The sequence below is a fragment of the Gardnerella sp. DNF01189 genome (assembly GCF_049244195.1).
GTDB classification, from domain to species: Bacteria; Actinomycetota; Actinomycetes; order Actinomycetales; family Bifidobacteriaceae; genus Bifidobacterium; species Bifidobacterium swidsinskii.
This window is the reverse complement of record NZ_CP058385.1, coordinates 136,241-160,427: the sequence shown is the minus strand read 5'-3', so window position 1 is coordinate 160,427 and position 24,187 is coordinate 136,241. Positions and strand designations below refer to the sequence as shown.

20 protein-coding genes and 1 pseudogene are annotated in these 24,187 nt (G+C 39.6%); 6 read left to right on the top strand and 15 right to left on the bottom strand.

Annotated elements, in window-relative coordinates:
• Positions 1-62 precede the first annotated feature (62 nt).
• A complete protein-coding gene (locus tag HXT41_RS00710) occupies positions 63-1,505 on the bottom strand; it encodes an MFS transporter (RefSeq protein ID WP_041160485.1) in 1,443 nt (480 codons plus the stop codon).
• Positions 1,506-1,759: 254 nt separating this feature from the next.
• Between HXT41_RS00710 and HXT41_RS00705 the strand changes: the two genes are divergently transcribed.
• Both HXT41_RS00705 and HXT41_RS00700 read left to right on the top strand, forming a co-directional pair.
• Complete coding sequence (locus tag HXT41_RS00705) at positions 1,760-2,686, top strand: hemagglutinin (protein WP_410310476.1); 927 nt, start codon at positions 1,760-1,762, stop codon at positions 2,684-2,686.
• 96 nt (positions 2,687-2,782) lie between these two features.
• A complete protein-coding gene (locus HXT41_RS00700; protein ID WP_240613484.1) occupies positions 2,783-2,935 on the top strand; it encodes a hypothetical protein in 153 nt (50 codons plus the stop codon).
• Positions 2,936-3,132: 197 nt separating this feature from the next.
• Here HXT41_RS00700 and HXT41_RS00695 read toward each other — a convergent pair whose 3' ends face one another.
• Positions 3,133-4,536 carry an MFS transporter gene (locus HXT41_RS00695; RefSeq protein WP_116773775.1) on the bottom strand — a complete coding sequence of 468 codons (1,404 nt, stop codon included), beginning with the start codon at positions 4,534-4,536 and terminating at the stop codon, positions 3,133-3,135.
• A gap of 142 nt (positions 4,537-4,678) precedes the next feature.
• Complete coding sequence (locus tag HXT41_RS00690; RefSeq protein WP_116773776.1) at positions 4,679-5,635, bottom strand: nucleoside hydrolase; 957 nt, start codon at positions 5,633-5,635, stop codon at positions 4,679-4,681.
• Positions 5,636-5,976: 341 nt separating this feature from the next.
• Here HXT41_RS00690 and HXT41_RS00685 point away from each other — a divergent pair, with 341 nt between their 5' ends.
• Positions 5,977-8,253 carry a HelD family protein gene (locus HXT41_RS00685; protein WP_116773777.1) on the top strand — a complete coding sequence of 759 codons (2,277 nt, stop codon included), beginning with the start codon at positions 5,977-5,979 and terminating at the stop codon, positions 8,251-8,253.
• A 61-nt stretch (positions 8,254-8,314) separates the two neighbouring features.
• Here the strand turns inward: HXT41_RS00685 and nrdR are convergent, their stop codons facing one another.
• Positions 8,315-8,770, bottom strand: a complete 456-nt coding sequence (gene nrdR, locus HXT41_RS00680) for a transcriptional regulator NrdR (protein WP_012914031.1) — start codon at positions 8,768-8,770, stop codon at positions 8,315-8,317.
• 232 nt (positions 8,771-9,002) lie between these two features.
• Entirely contained in the window at positions 9,003-9,380 is a 378-nt protein-coding gene (locus HXT41_RS00675) for a LysM peptidoglycan-binding domain-containing protein (RefSeq protein ID WP_012914030.1), read from the bottom strand.
• A 217-nt stretch (positions 9,381-9,597) separates the two neighbouring features.
• Between HXT41_RS00675 and lexA the strand changes: the two genes are divergently transcribed.
• Entirely contained in the window at positions 9,598-10,272 is a 675-nt protein-coding gene (lexA, locus tag HXT41_RS00670) for a transcriptional repressor LexA (protein WP_421788826.1), read from the top strand.
• 198 nt (positions 10,273-10,470) lie between these two features.
• On the opposite strand, the gene HXT41_RS00665 is transcribed toward lexA, so the two are convergent.
• The 10 genes and pseudogenes from HXT41_RS00665 to HXT41_RS00620 form a co-directional block, all read right to left on the bottom strand.
• Complete coding sequence (locus HXT41_RS00665) at positions 10,471-10,950, bottom strand: GreA/GreB family elongation factor (protein ID WP_004110818.1); 480 nt, start codon at positions 10,948-10,950, stop codon at positions 10,471-10,473.
• A 71-nt stretch (positions 10,951-11,021) separates the two neighbouring features.
• A complete protein-coding gene (locus tag HXT41_RS00660; RefSeq protein ID WP_004107148.1) occupies positions 11,022-11,429 on the bottom strand; it encodes an FKBP-type peptidyl-prolyl cis-trans isomerase in 408 nt (135 codons plus the stop codon).
• Between the two features lie 280 nt (positions 11,430-11,709).
• Positions 11,710-13,230, bottom strand: coding sequence for an L-serine ammonia-lyase (locus HXT41_RS00655; RefSeq protein WP_041160567.1), 1,521 nt, complete (start codon positions 13,228-13,230; stop codon positions 11,710-11,712).
• A gap of 85 nt (positions 13,231-13,315) precedes the next feature.
• Entirely contained in the window at positions 13,316-15,940 is a 2,625-nt protein-coding gene (locus HXT41_RS00650; protein WP_116994817.1) for an HAD-IC family P-type ATPase, read from the bottom strand.
• Positions 15,930-16,694: a hypothetical protein gene (locus HXT41_RS00645; protein ID WP_421788728.1), complete on the bottom strand. Its 765-nt coding sequence runs from the start codon at positions 16,692-16,694 to the stop codon at positions 15,930-15,932. The genes HXT41_RS00650 and HXT41_RS00645 overlap by 11 nt, the downstream gene beginning before the upstream one ends.
• Before the next feature lie 66 nt (positions 16,695-16,760).
• Complete coding sequence (locus tag HXT41_RS00640; protein ID WP_415693410.1) at positions 16,761-17,369, bottom strand: pyroglutamyl-peptidase I; 609 nt, start codon at positions 17,367-17,369, stop codon at positions 16,761-16,763.
• 140 nt (positions 17,370-17,509) lie between these two features.
• Positions 17,510-18,832 carry an ISL3 family transposase gene (locus HXT41_RS00635; protein WP_421788725.1) on the bottom strand — a complete coding sequence of 441 codons (1,323 nt, stop codon included), beginning with the start codon at positions 18,830-18,832 and terminating at the stop codon, positions 17,510-17,512.
• A 159-nt stretch (positions 18,833-18,991) separates the two neighbouring features.
• On the bottom strand, positions 18,992-20,632 hold the full coding sequence (gene merA, locus HXT41_RS00630) for a mercury(II) reductase (protein WP_421788723.1): 1,641 nt from the start codon (positions 20,630-20,632) through the stop codon (positions 18,992-18,994).
• Between the two features lie 28 nt (positions 20,633-20,660).
• The gene (gene merR, locus HXT41_RS00625) at positions 20,661-20,999 is read right to left on the bottom strand and encodes an Hg(II)-responsive transcriptional regulator (protein ID WP_115761820.1); all 339 of its coding nucleotides are present in this window, start codon (positions 20,997-20,999) and stop codon (positions 20,661-20,663) included.
• Positions 21,000-21,004: 5 nt separating this feature from the next.
• A pseudogene (locus HXT41_RS00620) lies at positions 21,005-21,139 on the bottom strand (pyroglutamyl-peptidase I); the annotation flags it as partial.
• 355 nt (positions 21,140-21,494) lie between these two features.
• Here HXT41_RS00620 and nox point away from each other — a divergent pair.
• Positions 21,495-22,835: a H2O-forming NADH oxidase gene (nox, locus tag HXT41_RS00615; protein WP_101889629.1), complete on the top strand. Its 1,341-nt coding sequence runs from the start codon at positions 21,495-21,497 to the stop codon at positions 22,833-22,835.
• A 214-nt stretch (positions 22,836-23,049) separates the two neighbouring features.
• Complete coding sequence (locus tag HXT41_RS00610) at positions 23,050-24,174, top strand: 4-hydroxybutyrate dehydrogenase (RefSeq protein ID WP_116773781.1); 1,125 nt, start codon at positions 23,050-23,052, stop codon at positions 24,172-24,174.
• The last annotated feature ends 13 nt before the right edge of the window (positions 24,175-24,187 follow it).

The window sequence follows — 24,187 nt, the reverse complement described above, 5'->3', positions numbered from 1 at the left end:
ACAGTTGCTAAGCTATTGCCAATTATAATTCTATTGCTTTTGCTTTTACTATTATTTTGGTCTTATTCTTGATCTTCGTTTACTTCAATTGCATTGCTTTCTTTAGTAATAAAGTTTCTGAATGTAAATACGATAATTCCTAATAATGCAACAGCAGCACACATAAGAGATATGTTTGCAAATCCAGACGAAATACCAGAAGCACCCGTTATAGAATTTCCACTCAGCATGTTTTTATCTAATATTCCGTCAAAAATTACTACACCAACAGACGCAGAAACACTAATAACTAAATCATTCATTCCGCACCCTCTGCCAGATTCTTCAACTGGAAGAGATGAAAGAATTGTTGAGGCCAGTGGAGAATACACCATTCCACAACCTGCATAATAAATGCATGCACACAAAGCTATAGCCAAGAATCCAGAATTTATTAATACTGCAATACCAATCCATCCGCAAAGTATAAACAATATTGCTAATAATAAACCTGTTTTTCTTCCTATACGACTAATTATTAAGCCTGAGCATGAACCGAATATTGCAGCAACAATAAAAGCCCAAACTAAATAAGAAGCTACTTGTGAAGTAGTCATGTTATACAAAGTTTTTCCAACTCTATTGAACAGTGGGCTTATGCAATAATTTGTGAAGTATATTATGCCCATCAAAATTATGCCAGAAAGCCAACGAATATTTTTAAAGAAAGCTGGTGTAACAAACGGCTCTTTAGCTTTACTAATGTAAATACCAAAAATTATAAACAATATAATTGCTGAAATAAGCATCAACAAGTTTCTGTATGAAATGAACAATGTAAGAGATGCAACAGCAAATCCAAAGACTGTAAAACCAACAACATCAATTTTTTTACCATTGCCGTTTTTTGTTGGTAAATAATGCAATAATGCCGGCAATATTAGAATAGTTAATGCTGGAATTAAGAATAAATATTGCCAAGCAATAGAGCTTAACAATCCCGCTGAAAACACTCCAATACATGCAGAAAGCTGGTACGATGCTGTAAATAATCCGAAGAAGATAACTTTCAAATCATTTCGCAAATATTTTGTTGCAATTACTAAGAATGATGAACCTGCTACTTGTTCACCAGTTGTTTGCATAATACGAGCAGCAATAACTGTCCACAAATTTGGCTCAAAACAAGAATTAGCTACAAATCCAAAAACTGAGCCTATAAACAAAGATGTTAATCCAATAGTTACTAGCTTTTTTAATGACACAAAGTCGCCTAAAGAACCGTAAATAAAGCATACAATTCCTAAAATAATGCCAGGTAAACCAGTTATAAGAGGCGCTTGATCAACAGCTTTCACATCTATACCAACTTGTTTATAAACAAGATTGAAACCTTGCAAGCACAAGGTGCTAATAACAAATGTAATAAGCAGTAGTATTAACGCACGAACAGCAACCTTATCGCGCTTTTCTGGGTCATCATAAGGATCCACAGAAGAACAATCAAATCGTTTAGTCCCAATCATCACCGTCTTACTCCCCTACAACAGCCTAATAATTCCAAATATTTATGCAGAAAACTACTGCAAATAAATCAATCTGCTCTAACAATCTAAAGTTAATCGCAACAAATTCTTCGCGCGTAGCTACTCAATCGGATAATTCTACAGTTTGATAGTTACAATCAACAATAAAAGTTAGGAACAATTTTAAAAAATAATCACAATAATAAAATGATTCGCATATCACTTATAATGTAACAAGCTAAGTAGGAGGAAACATGGTGCAGAGAAGAAAGAAACATGATTCTATTCATGTCAACCTAAATAGTGAACATAATAGTGGTGCTCATCACAATAAAAACAACAGTTCATTAAAGCATAAGTTTTACTCCAATAAAATTTTACGAAACATTATTATTGCTGTCATAGGCATTGCTATTATCATTCCTGTTGTTCAGTGGATACGTTGGGAACAGACTGTTTCTAATCTTCGCAACAAACAAGAACAACTTGTGTCACGCTTTGATTTTAATCCAGGCAATATTATTTCTGATTCTCAATTTTTTGACGATAACGCAATGAGTAAAGACGAAGTACGCAATTTTATACGCAAAAAAGGAGCAAAATGCACTGGTAAAAATTGCTTAAAAAATGCGTACTTTAATACTCACACTATTCCTGCCGATTCACTATGCTCAAAGTATCAAAGTGTAAGCAAAGAATCTTCTGCAGACATAATATACAAATCAGCAAAAGCATGTCATATCAGTCAACGAGTATTACTTACCATGCTGCAAAAAGAACAACATCTTGTAACAGACACTAATCCTAGCGATTTCCAATACAAATCAGCTATGGGATTAGATTGTCCAGATGATTCTCATTGCAACCCACGTTTTGCAGGATTCTTTAAACAAGTAATTGGTTCCGCAAGAAGATATAGATATTATCTTCTTCATAACGATCAATATAACTACCACCCTAACACGATTAACACAATTCAATATTCGCCAAATAAATCATGCGGATCTAGCAATGTTTATATCGAAAATAAGGCTACTGCATTGCTTTATATCTATACTCCTTATCAGCCAAATATAGAATCGTTAAAAGCTGGATACGGCGAAGGAAATTCGTGCTCAGCATATGGAAATCGCAACTTTTCATTGATTTACTCTGCTTGGTTCGGAGATCCTCGCAAATAATATTCGTTAGATCGACATAGGAATACAATCTCGGTGTATAAGCGTCGAGGTATACTTGAACGCCTAATTTTGGCACAATTTGTTAAAGATTACAAATTGACTGCTTCTATATTTAACAAAAACAACAAAGACTCACTTACTACAGATTTAATTTTTAATGCGAAAGTTGATGATGATTTTGTTCGAGGCAGAGAATCATGGTGGAAAGACGTACTAAAAAGTGATGTTTTTGGCTATAACGACAATTAATTTAAATAATCATTAGAAATAAGCTTCACCAATACAATATCAAAAGATTAGTATTCAGCGCATGAAAAAACTATGTTAGCGTAAAAACTATGTTAGTTTAAAAATGCGCGGCATAAGACTACAAAAAAGTGGTCACTATCCACGCAGCCAAAGATGACTGCAAGATAGTGACCACTAACATATTGAGTAAATAATAATTACTCTTTAACCATAAGGCTACGAGCAATGTAAACTACTAAGCCAATAAAGGCTACAATAGCGCCCATCATAAGCAAGTTAGAATAACCTGCACCTAAGCCTTGGATTCCAGCAAAAGAGAATCCTTTTAGCAAGTTTCCGCCAAAGAAACCGCTGAAAATGGAAATACCGATTGATGCTGTAACATTCATAACTAAATCGTTCATACCGCATCCACGACCCGATTCTTCAACAGGCAATGCGCTAAGAACCGTTGAAACGATTGGCGAATACATAAGTCCGCAACCAGCGTAGTAGACGCATGCGCACAAAGTTAGAACAAGGAATCCGCAATTGATGAATACAGCAGCTCCAACCCATCCAAGAATCATAAGAACAGCAGCTATAATAATGCCAGCTTTACGTCCAATAAAACCGATAATTGTTCCAGAGCATGTTCCAAACACTGCTGCTACAACGAATGCCCATACAAGGTAGGAAGAAACTGCCTCAGTGCTCATATGATACAAAGCACCGCCAATCACATTGTAAATTGGAGGCATGCAATAGTTAGTAAAGTAGAAGATGAATATTAAGACAATGCCCGAAAGCCAACGCTTATTCTTAAAGAATGCAGGAGTTACAAACGGGTTCTTTGCCTTCATAATATAGCCAGCAAACACAACAAACAGCACGATGGATCCAAGCAACAATCCCCATGCCTTGTACGAGAAGAACAAAGTCAGCAATGCAACAGCAATACCAAACACTGTAAAGCCGAGCTTATCTATCTTCCCACCAATACCATTCTTTGTAGGCAAGCACTTAACAAGAATTGGCAAGAACAGAATAGTAATTGCAGGAATCAAGAACAAATACTGCCAAGCAATAGAGCTAAGAGCACCAGCAGCAAAAACGCCAATAGAAGCAGAAAGCTGATAAGCAGCAGTAAAGAGTCCAAAGAAAATTACCTTAAGATCGTTGCGCAAATACTTAGTTGCAATAACAAGGAAGGAAGAACCTGCTACCTGCTCGCCAGCTGTTTGTAAAATACGCGCAATAATAACAGTCCACAAGTTTGGAGTGAAGAAGAAGTTTGCAATAAAACCAAACAACGATCCAACAAACAGTGTTACAAGTCCGATTGTTATGAGTCTACGAAGCGACACAAAGTCACCCAAAGAACCGTAAATAAAGCACACAATGCCTAAAACAATAATTGGCAAACTCGTAATAAGAGAAGCTTGATCAGGCGCGCCAACAGCTTTACCAATCTGATCGAATACCAGATTAAATCCTTGCAAACACAATGTTCCAAGAATAAAGGTTATAAGAAGTAAAATTAGCGAGTAAATCGCCACTTTGTCGCGGGTTTTTGGATCCTCGTATGGGTCTACCGCGCTAGATTTTGCAATCTCAGTCATAATAATCCAATCAATTAATATTTTTAGTTTTTACATTGGCAAATAAGACACGTCGCATATTGCGGAAAATGTTGCGATTTGCGGCGTGTCGAACAACAAAAAGCGGAGTTAAAACGGAATTAAAAACGCGTAAAATCCACACTCATCCAGCGATTTTTGCCAAGCCAGAAATGCGCGTCATAAACTCGTTCAAGAATCGTGGAACATCAACGCCAACAGCAACTTGCATTGTCTTAACAGGGTCATTCAAGCGCGTAACATCACCAATTGTGCGTCCACGAGTTGGGCCTTCAACATCAACTTGCATATTGATTGGAAGCGTTGTAACAAGCGTTGGATCCACAGCTACAGCCACTGCCAAAGGATCATGCAAGCCGCATCCGCCAAGGTGCGGAGCCGTAGTCTCATATGCCTTAATGTAAAAATCAGTCATATCTGCAAGGAACTTGCCAGCCTTTGTGCCAAGGTCACGCCACTGCTTTGTCTCCTTGTAGGTAAGCAAAGTCTGTAAAGTAACATCCAAACCAATCATTGTTACTGGAGCACCAGAGCGGAAGAGTACATCTGCAGCATCTGGGTCTTGAGATATATTCGCTTCGGTCCAAGCGTTTACGTTTCCATGAATGGTAAGCGCTCCGCCCATAAGAACAATCTTGCCAATCTCATCCTTGATTTCTGGAGCTTTCTTCAACGCAGCAGCGATATTTGTCATTGGTCCTGTTGGAACATAAATAAGATCCTTGCCATAAGTCTTAACTGCATCAATTATGAAATCAACAGCTGGCTCAGACTCAGCTTCACGCTTTGAATCTGGAATAACAACATCGCCAATACCATTGTCACCGTGAATGAATGCAGAAATAGGCAGAACTTCAAACGAATCTTTCTTGCTCGCATGCGGCAAACCACGATACACTTTAACTTCTGGATGTCCAAATAAATCTGTTATAGCAAGAGCATTACGAACGCCCTGTTCCATTAAAACGTTGCCATACGTACCAGTAATACCGATCAGCTCAACCTCAGGGCTACCAAGAGCATAAGAAATTGCTAAGGTATCATCAACACCAGTATCCAAATCAAGAATAAGCTTCTTCATGTGAACTACCTTTCTGATTACAAACTCGCTACATCAACAGTGATGCAGTAAGCCATTCTGTTTATTTTTAAGTTGCAACAAACTAGTAGGCGTCAACCTCATCGTTTTATGCTTCACAACTCAAAAATTCTATCTCTCTATAATTCAAAATCAACCCTTATAAACATATGTTTAGATTATATTTTTGCGACAAAATAAAACGCAATTATTCGCTAAGCTTTTAGCTTGTTTTAATTTAGATTACAACACGAAATAAATCAGTGGTTTATGCCTCGAGATACACTTAAATGCCTAAAAATTGGCTTTGATTTGGCTGCAGATTTTACGAAGAATGGAAGCGTATGTCTACCTATTCCTCACAACTTAGCGAAGAACAACAAGCTGTTGACCGAGCTTATAGCCGTCTAGATGATTTGCGTAATACTATTCGCGCGCGCTTAGACGCTGTGCGCGCGTCAGGTTCGCACGGTTCACCAACACAGCGCACAGAGCGCGACTCATTCGCAACCATGTACGAAGATCGTCTTACACAATTACGAGCTGTTGAAGATCGTCTTGTTTTTGGAAGACTTGATAACACAGAAGGCATTAGGCGATACATTGGTCGCATTGGTTTGCTTAGCGAAAACCATGATCCTATTCTTACAGATTGGCGCGCTGAAGCTGCACGACCTTTTTATGAGGCAACCCCTTCGCATCATGGCGATATTGTTATGCGTCGTCATATTACACTCCGTTTCAGAGACGTTATTGGTGTTGAAGATGAAGTACTTGACATACATTCTGATGAAATAGGAAAAGCTTCACAACAAGGTACTCTTACTGGCGAAGGAGCACTGCTCGCATCTTTAGGTTCTCGCAGAACCGGCAAAATGACTGATATTGTTGCCACTATTCAAGCAGAACAAGATCGAATCATTCGCGCTCCTCTTGATCACACTATTGTTGTACAGGGAGGTCCTGGCACAGGAAAAACAGCTGTTGCTTTGCACAGAGCAGCCTATTTGTTATACACTCACAGGCGCAAACTTGAGCGTTCAGGAGTTCTTATTGTTGGTCCAAGTTCGGCATTCTTGCGTTATATTGATCAGGTACTCCCCTCTCTTGGTGAAACAGGTGTAGTAAGTAGAACTATTTCCGACTTAATTCCTGGAATTTGTGCTACAGATGAAGATTCTCCATACGCAGCAAAATTAAAAGGAATGTATCGTATGCGAACAGTTATTGCGAATGCAATTGCCGCTCGTATTCGCGTTCCTAAAAATCTTCCAACAATTCATGTTGGAGGATTTAGTATTCCTCTTCTAAAAGAAGATATTGAGATAGCTCAAGCAGATGCTCAACGGACTCACCAGCCGCATAACCAGGCACGAAATACTTTTATAAAAACCGTGCTCAGCATATTGAAAAATCGTTATTTGGAAAAACTTGATTATGTTCCAGATCAAGCTGAATTAAACGATATAACTTCTCAACTTCGTCTTGACGATAAACTTCGCATTACTTTAAATCTTGCATGGTTACCTATGACTGGAGAATGGCTCATTGACCAACTTTTTGCTAAACCTGACAAATTACGCACATACGCACCTTGGTTAAGCGACGAAGATATTAACTCACTTACTAGGCCAAAGGGCAGCCCGCTTACTCGTTCTGATATTCCATTACTTGATGAAGCTATGGAATTGCTCGGTTCTGATCCAAAACTTGACGCTCAAAGATCTGCAGCACAAGCAAAAAAACTTGAAGAACAACAATTTGCAGCTGACACTTTAGCACAAGCTGGTATTGGAAATGGCATAGTAACTGCCGATATGCTTCTTGATAATCTGCAAGGCGACGATGCAGGAATGATTGCCCGTAAAGCAGCTTCTGACCGCGAGTGGACATATGGTCACGTAGTTGTCGATGAAGCTCAAGAGCTTACAGCAATGGATTGGAGAATGCTTATTCGTCGTTGTCCTTCACGCTCCTTTACTATTGTTGGCGATGTTGCACAAACTTCTGCGCTCGGAGGAACTCACAGATGGCAGAAGAATATGAATTCTCTATTTGGAGAACCAAATTGGGATCTTTACGAGTTAACAATTAATTATCGAAATCCTAGTGAAGTTTCTGAAGCAGCAAGCAAAGTTGCAACAGATTCAGGATTATACATTTCTACTGTTCATGCAGTTCGCTCAGTACCTGATTCACTCGTATCACAAACGGTTGAATCACAAGATGAACTCGATACTGCACTTGCAGAATCTTGTACAAAACTATTCGAAAAATTTGTCTCTGATGATGGTAGTGGTCGTATTGCAATCATTACTCCTAACAGTATGGTTAGCCATGCTAAAAAGGTTGTAAATCAAGCATTAGAACATGCATTACCTGAAAAATTATGGAATCAGTTAAACAAACAAAATGCCGATGATTGCCAATGCAGCGTTTGCAAAGCTGAGGAAGTAAAAGGTCTTGAATATGACGCTGTCATAGTGTTGCAACCTTCTCAAATTGAGCAGGAAGCAGCATCTAGACTAACTGCTGCAGCCAATCTATATGTTGCAATGACTAGACCAACTCAAAAATTGCATATAATACGCACTGCAGATGACGCAAATTTTGAGAAATAGAACTCAAAATAATGCAAAAGCGCAGGGAATAGATATTCTGTAACAATAATCGATAAAATTATTATTTTTCTGTTTTACTGCGCTTTAAATCTTCAATGGCATGTTCAAAATCTTCAAGACCTGCGAAGTTTTGGTACACACTTGCAAAACGAAGATATGCAACTTCATCTAATTCACGCAATGGCTTAAGAATAGCTTTGCCAACTTCTTCAGATGTAACTTGCGCTAAACCTCGTGCTCGCAAATCAGCTTCTACTCGCATACCAATTGTCTTTAACGCTTCAGCATTAATGGGACGTCCTTGACATGCTTTGCTAACACCGGCAACAACTTTTGCCCGATCAAAAGGTTCAATAGAGCCTGAACGCTTCATTACAAGCAACTGAGTTGTTTCCACCGTAGTAAATCGATTACCACAAACTTGGCATTCACGTCTACGGCGAATAGAGTAACCATCTTCACTGATACGAGTATCTATAACTTTCGTATCAGAATTCTTACAAAAAGGACAATGCATATATTCAGCATACTAAAAAATAGCGAAAAACTACATAATATTATTTACTTTATTCAAATATTTCCGAATATTATACGATTTTATTGTCCATAATCCGAAATACTCCATAAAACACACTGAATATTACATCAGCATTTTCAGTAAAACTTAGCTCATCACTTTCAATTTCAAATATAGTAATATTTTCCCTTCTCATATTTCCCCCATTTTCATACTATTTGTACTCAATCAACTATTGAGCATCATTTAATGGAACATTAATAGACTGTCCGATAACCAAATCTTCAGAAGAAAGATGATTTAAAGCCATTAAACGCTCTACATTATCTGATATATCACCGTTTTTAGGAGTAATAGTAGCAGCATAATTCCATAACGTATCTCCAGGACGAACTGTATATGTAACAACTCTTTCAGGTATTGCAGAAACAGCAGTCTTTGGCATAAACAATGTACAGAATGTTATTGCTGTCATCAAAAGTACAGTTACACGAAAAACTCTAGTTTTGCGCGCATGCTTATTAGAAACGCAGCGTTTACGAATCAAATAAGTATTTTCTTGCATACCTACTCTAACTTCCCTGCCACTTCTAATTAATGACGTACTCATAATTATCCTTTCTCCTTCCTTAATCGACTGAACATTTGTTCTATCGAACAGATGTATTAATAATGACACATCTGTTCGATAGTTGCAACGGCGTGTCGAACAGATGTTTGATTTTTTTAAGAAAGTGCGTTAAAATAGTAAAAGCGAAAGGAGCACCATGAATAACGATGGCACAAATAACGATAACAATGGCATTAATGCTAGCGATATTAGCACAATGTCACTTAGTGACCGCCAACGCAATATTATCAATGCCATCCAAAACAATATAAAAATTCATGGATTCCCTCCTTCTTTCCGCGAAATCGGAGAAGCGGTTGGACTTAGAAGCCCATCTTCTGTGAAACATCAATTGCGAACACTTGAAGATAAAGGGATTTTGCGAATTAATGCAAATAAAGGTCGCGCTATTGAAATTCTTGATAATTCAATTGTTGAAAACAATTCAAATAACAAAATTAATAAAAATTCTTCAAGAGTTGCCAATATTAGCGCATACGAATCTGATTCTGTTATAAATTCTAGAGATGTTCCTCTAGTGGGAAGAATCGCAGCAGGAGCTCCAATAACAGCAGAACAGCATATTGAAGATGTAATGCGATTGCCAGAACGTCTTACAGGTACAGGAAATCTTTTTATGCTTGAAGTACACGGCGATTCGATGATTGACGCCGCTATTTGCGATGGCGATTATGTAGTAGTTAGAGAGCAGCATGAGGCTGTAAATGGAGACATTGTTGCAGCACTGTTAGATAACGAAGCAACTGTTAAAACTTTCAGAAATGATCACGGTCACGTATGGCTTATTCCACATAATCCGGCTTACTCTCCTATTGACGGATCACACGCAACTATTATGGGAAAAGTTGTTACAGTTTTGCGAAAAATCTAACAAATATAACTGCTTAACAAACAATAGAATTTAACACAACAAGTTGCAATTTGTTATTAACTCATAGAGTTAAAGCAGCAGAGAACATAGATGGCAAATCATAAAAAACAAGTTCTAAAACGCAAAACTTAAAACCCAAACCCTAAAAAATCTCCCCACCTATTCACAAACGAACTAAGTGGGGAGATTAATACTTATTTACGCAAGTGGATGCGAATCCTTAATTGTCACTGAAATTTCACGTCCATTTGGAGCTGCATAGCTAACAGTATCACCAGCATGAGCACCCATAATAGCTGCCCCAATTGGAGATTCCGGGCTAATAACGTCATAATCCGTAGCTACAGCAATATCGCGAGAACCAAGAACATAAGTCATTTCTCGACCTGCAAGCTCAAGAGTAACCAAAGAACCATTGCCAACAGTGCCATCCTTCGGTGCTTCAAGAATCTTCGCATTACGAAGCTTTACAATAAGCTCATTAATGCGACCTTCATTCTTTCCTTGCTCTTCACGAGCAGCCTGATAACCACCATTTTCAGACAAATCACCTTCAGCACGAGCTGCAGCAATACGCTCAGTGATTTCTTCTCGATACTCACCTTCACGATGTGCTAACTCTTCTTTTAGTTTGTCATACGCTTCCTGCGTAAGTAAAATAGTTTTTTCTTCAGCCATTGCTACCTCCTTATACAACAATCTCTAAAAATAAAAACTATGCGTTCGTAAATAAAATTCACGCTCTTCTATCAACGAGTTGAAATAATATCAACAACAAATACCAACGTGTCTCCGCCGCCAATACCGGCTTGCGGTATGCCACGAGAGCCATAACCATACTCTGGAGGAATAGAAATCAACAAACGAGATCCAACATTATGACCTGGAACAGTACGATCCCAGCCCTGAATCACTTGACCGACACCAATACCAAAACTAGCTGGAGTATGACGAGCAAAGCTTGAATCAAATGGCTTGTCGCTACCCCAAACCACACCATGATAATTCACAGTTACAGTGTCACCTGCACGAACTACAGGACCATTACCTTCAACTAATTCAACAACTTTAAGGCCTGCTGGCGGTTCAGATTCAGGGAACGTCACCGTTGGCGTAGTGCCAAATTCTGCAATCACTTCTGGCATATCTTGTGCCATATTTCCTCCTTTACAAACTCCAAACAGTATAATCTGAACAGTATAACATCTACACAGACAGCTTTTAACCATCCTGCATTACTAAAGCAGCGCATTTTAAATAGTACATTTAAGTAAATGCACATTCGAATAAATGCAGTTTAGACTAACACTTCCTAGATTAACCTGTCCTAGATTAGCACTGAAACGTTACGTATGTACATGAAATATACGCATTGTGTATAACTTAGCAAAAATTAATCTCAAAACATCAACGAATTAATGCAAAAATATTAGCAAATTAGCACTCAACAACGTTTACAGCTAGCCCACCTTTTGAGGTTTCGCGATATTTAGACATCATGTCATGACCAGTTTCTTTCATAGTCTTAATCGCTTTGTCAAGGCTTACCATGTGCGAGCCATCTCCAAGCATTGCCATTCGAACAGCATTAATTGCTGTATTTGCAGCCATAGCATTGCGCTCAATACAAGGAATTTGTACCAAACCGCCTACAGGATCGCAAGTTAATCCCAAATGGTGTTCTATACCGATTTCTGCAGCATTTTCAACCTGTTCCGGGGTCCCTCCCAACACTTCGCACAATCCTGCAGCAGCCATCGAACAAGCAGAACCAACCTCTCCTTGACAACCAACTTCAGCTCCAGAAATTGAAGCATTTCGTTTAAATAAGTAACCAACAGCACCTGCAGCAAGCAAGAATCGCACAACTCCATCTTCATTAGCAGAATCAACAAATCGCCAATAATACTGCAATACTGCAGGAATAATTCCTGCAGAACCATTCGTTGGAGCAGTAACAATACGCCCACCACCAGCATTCTCTTCACTAACAGCGAGCGCAAAAAGATTAACCCACGCAGAGTCTGAACTTTCTAAAGCAGCATCCGAACGACGACGATTGTTACGAAGCATGTCTGAATTTGCAGCCAAACGCTCATACATGTGAGGAGCTCTGCGAGGCACATCAAGACCTCCTGGCAAAATCGGTTGCTTTGAGTTGCATCCGTTTTCTACACATTTACTCATAACTTTCCAAACATGCAGCAAATAGTTGCGCACGTAGTCAGCATCACCTTCATGCAATGCAAGCTCGTTTTGCCACACAACATCGCTTATTGACATATACTTTTCTCGGCAAATATTTATAAGCTCGTCGCATGAAGTAAAAGGATAAGGTACAGTGGAATCTTTTGTTTGATTTGAGGAGCTTGCAGCATTATCACTACTATTTCCGTTATTACTTTCGCTATTACTTTCGCTATTATTCTCGCTTACACCATTCTTATTGGCATTATTTTCATCTTGCTCAGTAACACGCTCATGCAAGCCAACCATTGCATCATCTGCACACCCTTGACGAATAAATCCGCCGCCAATTGAATACCAAACTTGCTCATCGATTTTATTTCCGTCAGAATCAGTTGCAACAAAACGCATTCCATTAGGATGAACAACCATTCGCATCCATTTTTCAAAAATTACGTCCTTATCGTAATCAAAAGCAATAGTATGTTCACCTGCGAGCGTTAAAGTGCCAGTTTTTTTGCATTCCTGACGAATAGTAAGCATATGATCAGTGTCTACATTATCTGGAAGATTTCCTTCAAGACCTGCAACGCAAGCGCGATCAGTGCCATGACCAAGACCTGTTAAAGACAGTGATCCGTAAAGAGTCACACTTACGTGCGCAACGTTTGCAAGACTACCACTTTTTTTAAGCGATGAAACAAACGAACACGCAGCTCGCATAGGACCTACTGTATGTGATGAACTAGGACCAACGCCTACTGAAAACATCTCTAAAATACTAAACACGTATCTATTGTAAGCATCATTAAGCTCACGTCGACACACTAATTACATGAGAAATATGTTAGATTGTTCACTTCTTACTTTGTTTAGACAACAAGTTTGCTAAACTCACGCACACAAACCATAAGATTACAGCTAAAACAACAGCTATAAGCATTACAGTAAACGCGCTTCCTGCAGTCGGCACGTGAATTTCGAAGAATTTTGCAGTAAACGGTATAAAAGCTCCAGCAACTCCAGCTGCAGCAAATAGCGCAACCATAATTCCTCTCCACGAGCGCAACGGCTTGGCAACGCTTGCAAGCACGAGTATGCCGAGAACAAATACGATTACGGAACAAATACTGCGAGTAGTTACCAAAGCTTGCACGTTTGAGACAATAAAACGAGATGCTATCAAATTATTTGCAACAACATCGTCAAGATTTAATCCCAAAACTCGCGGAGCTATAACAGCAGTAGCGAGCACAGAAGCAGCTATAGCAAATCCGCTAGGAACAGCAAAACGAACAACTCGCTTCAAGAAACCTGGAATGTATCGACGAGTATTAGGTGCTAAAGCGAGCAAAAATGCTGGAATACCAATAGTTAAAGAACCAATATAAGTAATGTGACGAGGCAAATACGGGAAGTGCAACGCTAGAAGCACAACTCCTGCAGAAATAAGCGCAGAATAAACAGTTTTTACAAGGAATAAGCCAGCCACACGTTCCATATTTGCCATCACTTGCCTACCGCGAGCCACAACATCAGGCAAATGCGAGAATCGTGAATCAACAAGAACCACTTGAGCTACAGCTTTTGCAGCAGGAGCAGCGTTGCCCATAGCAACGCCCAAATCAGCTTCTTTAAGAGCTAAAGTATCGTTCACGCCGTCACCAGTCATAGCAACCACATGACCTTGAGTGTGAAGCGCCTGAACAATCGCTTTCTTTTGATGAGGAAGCACGCGCCCAAGCACATCCACATTTTCAAGCACTTTAGCCAATTCGTTAATATCTTCTGGCAATTTTCTAGCGTCCATTGCAGCAGGCTTGCGATCTCCTGTTAAGCCAACTTTTGCAGCAACAGCCGCAACTGTTGTAGGGTTATCTCCCGAAATTACGCGGCAACGCACACCCTGCTCACGGAACCATTTAAGCGTTTTGCGAGCATCGTCACGAATACGCTCAGAGCAGCGAACTAAAGCAATAGGATGAGCATTTACGCAAATAGTTGGAGAATCGCCAAAAGTTTTATCTGTTTCTGTTACGCTACTTAAGCTGCTACTATCGACGCTACTTACAGTACTACTTTCGCTACTTACTTTTGCAAGCAGCAGCACGCGCTCGCCTTGTTCAGCATAAGAATTAACTTTCGCTAAAAGTTCATTAGTATTTGCATAATCAATCGCGCTGAGTAACACTTCCGGAGCACCCATATACCAAGTTGCACGCTCTCCACTGCTTTGTACATATTGCACAGCACTCCACTTTCTAGCAGAAGAGAATGGAAGACGGTTAGATACATGCTGGCTAGCTGCAACTCCTTTAGAGCCAAGCCCTTCCATAATCGCAACACCTGTTGCGTTCGGATTTTCTTCATTTGATAAGTCGAATAAAGCTTGGTTGGTTTGCAAGTTGGTCTGCAAAGATATTTCGGCACCACTATTATCTAGATTTTCCACGCCAACAAATGCAATACCACCGTCGGTTATAGTGCCAGTTTTGTCCAGATTCAAGCAGTCTACGCGCGCTAAAGTTTCTACAGATTCCAACTCCTGAATTAACGTTTGCTTACGCGCAAGTCGCATAGCAGCCACCGCAAAATTAAGCGAAGTAAGAAGAACCAAGCCCTCTGGAATCATGCCAACAACGCCTGCAACAGCAGAAACAACAGCTCCCCTCCAAGCACCAGTCTGCCAAGCTTCAACAAATCCGCCAACCTTGTGCATTTGCGACCACACAAGCAGCACACACAAAGGCACCACAACCATCGTCATATACTTCAAAATCGTGTTAATTCCACGGCTTAAGTCGGAAATTGTTTTGGTATAAACTTTCGCTTGCGCCGCCAATTTTGCCGCATAACTGTGCTCTCCTACGGCAGTAACACGCGTTAAAGCCATTCCAGAAACTGCAGTAGATCCGGAATAAACGTTATCACCTTTTGCTTTTCGAACTGTAGCAGACTCGCCCGTGAGCATGGACTCATCCATTTCCAAACCCCACGATTCCAACACTTCTACATCCGCTGGAACCTGCTCGCCAGCTCTAAGCCACAAAACATCCCCAAGCACAATATCTTTGTGCGGAATCTCAATATTTTTTCCACCTCTACGCACCATTGCGTGAGCAGCAATCAATATAGAAAGCCTATCCAAAGTGCGCTTTGCTTTTAATTCAGTCACAATGCCAATTCCAGTATTTACCAGAATTACCACACCAAAAACAGCATCCTTCCACGAACCAGTGGCAAGCACAACAACCATTGCTGTGAAAATAATCGCGTTAAACAATGTAAACACGTTCGCGCGCACAATATCCATTAAAGAGCGAGAAGTCTGCTTAGAAGTAATATTCACATCTCCGCGAGAGACTGCCTGCGCAACTTCTTCTGTGCTCAAACCAGAAACTTCTACTTTAGGAAGCACCGCAATAGCGTTATTTTTGTTGATTTCTGTAGATGCCATTGCGTTTTGTTCGTTATTTGTCATTTATAATCACTTCCCTACTATGCGGTGTATTGTCGATTATTGCTCGAACGATGCTTAGCAAAGACGAACGCTCAAATTTTGATTTATTGCTTTTATTGTTTAAAGATTCGCTATTTTTTGATAAATAAGATTCATGAATATTTTTTCCAATTCCACTTCCATCGCTATCAAAATACAAAGTAGCTGCGTATAAAGTTGCGTCTTTTGGTGCTTTTACAGGATTTATTAACGCAACTGGCACTCCAGCGTAACGCACGTATTGCAGCGCAGAAATCCATGCTTTGCTTTCGTTTTGTTTATTGCGAGTGCTGTTATTAAGCTTGTTATTCTCTTTTATATTAGGTTGATCATTATCATTATGCAGGTCGTCAACGCCTGTTACGTCGAGCGCGTCTATAAGTATTAATGAAACAGGTTGCTCGCTTGCAGCGCGAATAGCTTGCTGAGCAGCTTCGTTAGGATTAACAACATTTGATAGCGGCACATAAGAAGCACTCAATTTTGACGTTTTACAATGCTTCATAACTTCGCCATCAAGCGCAGCTAATTTTGAACCAATGACCAGCAAATGGATGTCATTAATATCTATGCCGTCGTGAATTATGTCTCCAGCGCGACCAGTGCTACCAACGGCTTTACCCTGCGGCTCGCAAGCACTCAACGTGCCCAACGTTAAAGCAGTTACGACAGCAGCCGCAAAAATGGTAATAGCGCGTTTAGAAAACATAAGACTTTTATACCACACCTTCAACATAAGTGGCTGTTTGAGTTATTTTATGCAATTTGACAAATTAAAGATTTGCTGGCGATTTATCTGCAATCACTTGCAATCATCCGCAATTACTTGCAGCGCAACTTCAATACCTCGAAGCATATCAACTAAACTCATAGAACTCGTAGTCGGCTTATCAAGAATCTGCTCAGGCAAATATGGAACGTGAATAAAACCACTCTTAATCGGCAATTTTTTAGTCTGGCAATAATGACAAACACTGTAAAGCATGTCATTACACACGTACGCGCCAGCAGAAAAAGACACAGACGCCGGCAATTTTGCTTTATTTAAAGCATCAACTATGTTCACAACTGGCAAAGTCGCTTTATAAGCCACATCACCATCCTGCACAACAGGCTCATACCAAGGCTTATACCCACTATTATCCGGTATACGCGCAGCTCTACAGTTAATGCCAACATACTCAACGTTAAAACAAGCAGAACCACCAAATTGCCCTAATGAAAGCACAGCATTAGGGTGAACTTCCTCTATTTTCTCAATAACTTTTTGCGCGCCCTTGCTAAATTCCGTAGGAATCTGCAAACGAACAAGTTCCACACCCTCAGGCGCATGCACTGATTGCGCAATCTCCCACGACGGATTTATAGACTCATTATTAAACGGCGTAAAACCAGTAATCAAAATACGCATCGCAATACCCCCTCATACAACTCTCACTTATCAAACTTTATCAAACTTTATCAAACTTTATCAAAATACATTGCGAAAACTATATATACACGAATGTACTTGCATAAAACGGGTATTCGGATTTTATGGTGGAAAAGGGCTTATAAATCACCCTTCTCCAAATTCTTAATAAGTGTGGAAAAATCGACACCTAAGTTGTCTGTAATGTCGTGATCATTCACTTCATACCAATTGAAAGTATCGTATAACATAGCTTTATTGAAAGCACTTGAATTAAATCGTGGCTTACGCTTTTTATGGAGCTTCTCATTGAAAAGGATTTTGGCTCGTAAGGCATCAAACGAGTAACCTCTACCCATTCGCTCTACCTGCCTAATAATGCTGTTAATTGACTCCGTATAAGCATTAGTGAGCCTTTTATCAAAGTAGTTGAATATTTCAACATGCCAGTTGTCTACGGCTCTCACGAGGTCTTTATATGCGTCTTTAGAGTTGCTGGACATACAACGGTGTCTCCATTGACTATAACGAAGATGACCTTCATCTGGATCAGGAGTATCCCATATCCAGTAAAACTCTTCTTTGAGTTCATAGGCTTCTTTTAAAGCAGGAAGATTACCTAACCAAGTATCTAAGAGGAATGATTCACGTTCATTTAGATCGTGTTTACGCTTTAGAAGGATAAACCTTTCACGCATAATGGTACGTCTTTCTTTTTGGCCCATATGGGCTTTCAAAGACTTTCTGACGTTATCTAAGGCTTGATTAGCCATTCTAACTACATGAAACTTATCTACGACAACTTTAGCTTGTGGAAGGATAGTGTTCACTGCGTCTTTGTAGGGCTTCCACATATCCATTGTGACGTACTCAATGTAAGTCCTGTCACTGATTTCTGAAAGACGTTGGATGACTGTTTCCTTGTTACGGTTAGGCTTGATGTCATAAATAGTCCTGCGTTCAATATTAGTCAATACAAGCCGAGGTCTACGGATAATATGTATCTCGTCTATCCCAAGCCACTTAGGAGTTTCAAACTGGTATTCACGTTCTTTGAGTGCCACATAGTCCTTAAAAACGTTCCTAATGGTTTTCTCGTCAACACCAACGCTTTCTGCGACTTCTACAAAGGTCTTAGACATGGATTGCTCTTGAATGGACTTTAAAAGCCTTTCGGTCATACTACGCTTTTCATCTACAGATATTAGGCGTTCCCAGAAGGTAGATCCGCATTCACGACACTTGTATCGTCTACGGTTCAAATGTAAGCCCACTCGCTTTAAACGAATGGGCAAATCCATAATTAGTTGATTTCTTGAACTGTGTTTGTACAACTTGTCAAAACCACATTCAGGACAACGTTCAGGTGGTCCGACTGCTTCAACTTTAAACATCATATCGGTTTCATTTTCTTGTGGCGGTTCTATTGTTTTAATGTCTGGTAGGGATAATAAGTCTGACATATTATTCATCCTTTATTACTCTGCGGTGTTAAGGTATCAATTATAGATTTGATGTCGAAATCATCAGTGTTAAATTATTTTTGTGACCACAAATGCACTTAGAAAATCCCTTAAAGCATTAGCTGGTTCACTTGAATAGGGAGTTGTAAAAAAGTTCCCTTAGCCTGCACAACAAGATAATTTCGAAATATCTTTATCGAACGTAAGTGCAACTAATTTTAGCCCTTCAGCCATTGTTAAATATGGTGCTAGGGTTTCTGTTAAATCTTCTATCGTTAAGCCAAATTTAACAGCTAATGATGCTGCATAGATGACATCTCCTGCATTTTCAGATACAATATGAACCCCTAATACTTTTAGTGTTTCTGCATCTGCTACTAGTTTAAATACACCGGTTGTTTCACGGTTTACAATTGCTCTTGGAACAGCATCTAAAGGTAATACAGATGTCTTCACATCATACCCTTTCTCTTTTGCTTGTTCTTCTGTTAAACCAACCGTTGCAACCGTCGGATTCGTAAACGTAACAGCAGGAACTACCGATAAATCTATTTTTTTGTTTAATCCACCAATAACATTATCAGTAATAATTCCACCTTCATAGGCTGCTACATATACAAATTGTGGTCCTAAAGTCACATCTCCTGCTGCATAAATCTTTTCATTACTTGTTTGACCAAAATCATTGATCAGGATTTCATTATTTTTTCCAGTTTCAACACCTGCTGCACTTAAATTTAAAGAATCCGTATTTGGTTTTCTTCCAGTGGCAACAAGTAACTGATCTGATTCAATGACTTCTCTACTGCCATTTACTGTTACGTAAACCCTTTTTATCTCTCCACTTTGTTCAACACGCTCAAAAGTTGCCCCTTTGACAAGGTTTATACCCTGTTCAATTAACGCTTTTTCAACTGACTCTGAAATCTCAGGATCATACTCCTTTAAAAGTCGCTCACTTCTTTGCATAAGCGTTATTTCTGAACCTAAATGATGAAATAGTTGTCCAAGCTCCATTCCAATGTATCCTGAACCAATTACAGTTAATCGTTTTGGTATTTTCTTTAACTCAAGAAGTGTTGTACTAGTTAAATAGTCCATTTTTTCAAGTCCTGAAATTTGGGGCAACGAAGGCGATGCACCTGTTGCAATTAAAAAGCGTTTTGCAGATAACTTTGTCCCATTGACCTCAACAGTACTAGCATCAACGAATTTTGCTTCACCTTTAATTAAATCAAAATTATATTCATCAATTAAATCCATATATTTTTGATTCCGAAGTTCGCTCACCAATTTATCCTTTTGCGTGATTAAACTAGCTAAATCCACTTCTCCAGCGGATGTTTGTAAACCTATAAACGGATTGTCTTTTGATAAATGATTGATTTCCCCTGCCCTAAGAAGAGTTTTTGACGGAACACAGCCAATATTCACACAGGTTCCCCCAACCGTTCCACGCTCAATCATTCCAACTTTTGCACCGTATTCTATAGCTTTAATTGCCGAAGAAAAGGCAGCAGCACCAGAACCAATAATAAGAAGGTCATAATTGTCTTCATTAATTAACGCCACGTTTTCTAGTGATGATACTTCTTCAATTTCTCCGGCTTGGTAATTTGCTTCATCAATCGCCTTTATTGCACTTTCAACCTCAATATCATCGGGCAGTTCAAATACTGCTTCACCACGACGATAACTAGACTCAATATTTTTAGCACCTATCTTTTCAAGTGCTGATTCTACGTGTTTTTCACAACCCGTACAAGTCATTCCTGAAATGTTTACCTTAAATTTATTCATAAAAAAGCTCCTTTCGTTAATTAATCTCTCATGTTAATGTTTCTATTATTGGACACGAATGTAATTTCTTTTCATCTGGACATCGTTGTTTTAAGTCGTCTAACATAGTTTCAATTCGTTTTAAATCCTCTATTTGTTTTTGCACTTCCTTTTGTTTTTTAGAAACAAATTCGAACATATCTTGACAACGAACTTCATCTTTATCTACAACACCAAGTAATTTATAAATCTCGCTTAAAGAGAAACCAAATTCCTGTATTCGTTTAATAAACCCAACACGCTTAACGTCATCATATGAATATATCCGATAACCAGCTTCCGTTCGGTGAGGTTCTTGTAATAAATTTTTTCGCTCGTAATATCTGATCGTTTCTTTATTAACTCCACATTTATCTGCAAACGAACAAGTTCCACGCCTTCAGGCGCATGCACTGATTGCGCAATCTCCCACGACGGATTTATAGACTCATTATCAAACGGCGTAAAACCAGTAATCAAAATACGCATTACAATACCCCCTCATACAACTCTCACTTATCAAACTTTATTAAACTTTATAAAACTTTATCAAAATACATTGCAAAAACTATATATACACGAATGTACTTGCATAAAACATTCATGATTCTATTACTTATTTCACTTTTATAGCAAAGATTAAATGGTAATTACAACTTATACAATAATCGCAAACAACACACCTAGACTCACGATTAGCCAGACTCGTCGTAGTGTAATATGATTAGCTACTAGCGCGTGCTTAACGAACAATGTTGTTAACAGCGCGCATAAAACCATATAAAACCATATAAATACAGAAAATACAGATAAATCAAAAGTCAATGACGAAAAGAGATTACCGATGACCAAGATTATTCAGATTGGCGCAAATCATGCTGGCACTGCCTGCGCTAACACCATTTTGAGCTACCCAGGAAACGATCTTACAATCTACGATCAGAATAGCAACATTTCCTTCCTTGGCTGCGGTATGGCTTTGTGGATTGGCAAGCAGATTAAAAGCAGCGATGGCCTGTTCTACCAGAAGCCAGAAGATTTCGTTAAAAAGGGCGCTAAGGTAAATCTGGAAAGCAAAGTTCTAGACATTGATTATGCAAAGAAAGAAGTAACAGTCGAGCTTAAAGACGGATCGGTTATTCACGATTCTTACGATAAACTCGTTCTAGCTACTGGCAGCCTTCCAAACAAGCCACGCATTAAGGGCATTGATTTGGAAAACGTGCAAATGGTAAAGCTTTTCCAAAACGCGCAAACTGTTATTGCTAAACTTCAAGAGCGCGATTTTAATAACGTTGTGGTTCTTGGCGGCGGCTACATTGGCGTGGAGCTTGCGGAAGCTTTTAAGCGCCTTGGCAAGAACGTGACTCTCATTGACATGGAAGACCATATTCTTAACGGCTACTTTGACCCAGAGTTTTCCGATAATTTGAAGAGAATTATGGAAGATAAGGGCATTCACTTTGAGCTTGGTCAAGCTGTTGAAGAGATTGTTGGAGATACTGAAGTTAAGGCTGTTAAAACAAGCAAGGGCACTTACGATGCCGACATGGTGATTTGCGCTATTGGATTCCACCCAAATGTTGCTCTTGGAAAAGATCATTTGAAGCAATACGAAAATGGCGCTTTCCTAGTTGACAAGAAGCAGCAAACTTCCGACCCAGATGTGTACGCTATTGGCGATTGCGCTACAATCTACGACAACGCTCGAAGCCGCGTAAACTACATTGCGCTCGCTACTAATGCCGTTAGAAGCGGTTTGATTGCAGGCCACAACATCTGCGGAACTCCTGTAGAAACCGAGGGCGTACAAGGCTCTAGCGCAATGATGATTTACGATTACAAGCTTGTTTGCACTGGTTTGAGCTTAACGGCTGCTCAAAAAGAGGGCATGGACGTTGACTACGTTGATTTTGAAGATACACAAAAGCCTGCGTTTATGGAAGTTGAGAATCCAAAAGTTAAGATTCGCATTGTTTACAAGAAGGATTCTAAGGTGATTGTTGGATGCCAATTGGCTTCTAACTACGATATGTCTGCAGCAATCCACCTGTTCTCTCTTGCTATTCAAAAGAAAGTCACGATTAAAGAGCTTGCATTGTGCGATATCTTCTTTATGCCTCACTTCAACCAGCCATACAATTACATTACGATGGCAGCTTACACGGCTTTATTGAAGGGATGATTAGACTTTTCTGATTAGCTTAGGCTGAATCACTTTTTCTGATTAGCTTAGGCTGAATCAATTTCTGCTAATTAGCTTAAATCGCGTTTATTAAACCAAGCAATTTGTTCTATAATGGAGCGGTTGCTTGGTTTTTTAATCATCCGCGCACAAATCGCGAACCAAAACGCGCATATTAGCGTAAGACGTACAAATTAAAACAAAGGAGTCTAGGATGAAGCAGCTATCTATTAAGCCAACTATTCACAAATTTGAAAATACGCGCGATTTTGCGCAAGAATTTAAGCTTGGCAAAGACGATTTGGTTATTACAAACAAGTACATTTGGGAGCCTTATTTTGGCAGCTTGAACCTTGATTGCAATGTGATTTTCCAAGAAAATTACGGCAAGGGCGAGCCAAGCGACGAAATGGTTGACGCGATTGTTCGAGATATTCACACTACTCCAAAGCGCGTGATTGGCATTGGCGGCGGCACCGTTTTGGATATTTCTAAAGTTTGTGCTTTGAAGCAAACAAGCCCACTCGAAGACTTGATTGATGGCAAGATTCCTGCACAAAAAGGCGCGGATCTTATTCTTGTTCCAACTACTTGCGGAACTGGCTCCGAAGTTACCAACGTTGCCGTGTTCTCTCTTACAAAACGCAACACTAAAAAGGGCTTGGCAAACGATGCTTGCTACGCTACAGACGCGGTTCTTATTCCAGAATTGTTAAAGAGCCTGCCTGATTACGTTTTTGCAACCAGCTCTATTGACGCTCTTACGCATTCGATTGAGTCCGCACTTTCTCCTATTGCAACCGAGCTTACAAAAATGTTTAGTTACAAGGCTTGCGGACTTATTTTGCAAAGTTATATGCGAGTTGTTAAAGAAGGCAGCAGCGCAAAAAGCAAAGTTGTAAGCGACTTGGTTTCGGCAAGTCTTTACGCTGGCATTGCGTTTGGTAACGCTGGCTGCGGTTGCGTTCACGCGATGGCTTATCCGCTTGGTGGAACTTTCCACGTGGCTCACGGCGAAACGAATGCAGCTCTTCTTACAAGCGTTTTGCGATACTATGCTAAGCACGACGAGAATAACGCAGAAAACACTGAGCTTTCTAAGCTTTTTGACTTTATGGCAAATATTCTTGAATGCCAGAAAACAGACGTATTAAATAAGCTTGACGAAGTTCTTAACACGATTCTTCCTAAGCACAAGCTTCACGAGTATGGCATGACCGAGGATATGATTCAAAGTTGGGCTGCAAGCGTTGTCAAAGAGCAGCAGCGACTTTTGAAGAACTCCTACATGCATATGGACGAAGCCGCCATTGCCGAAGTCTACGCGTCTACTTTCTAAAGTCGGATAACGT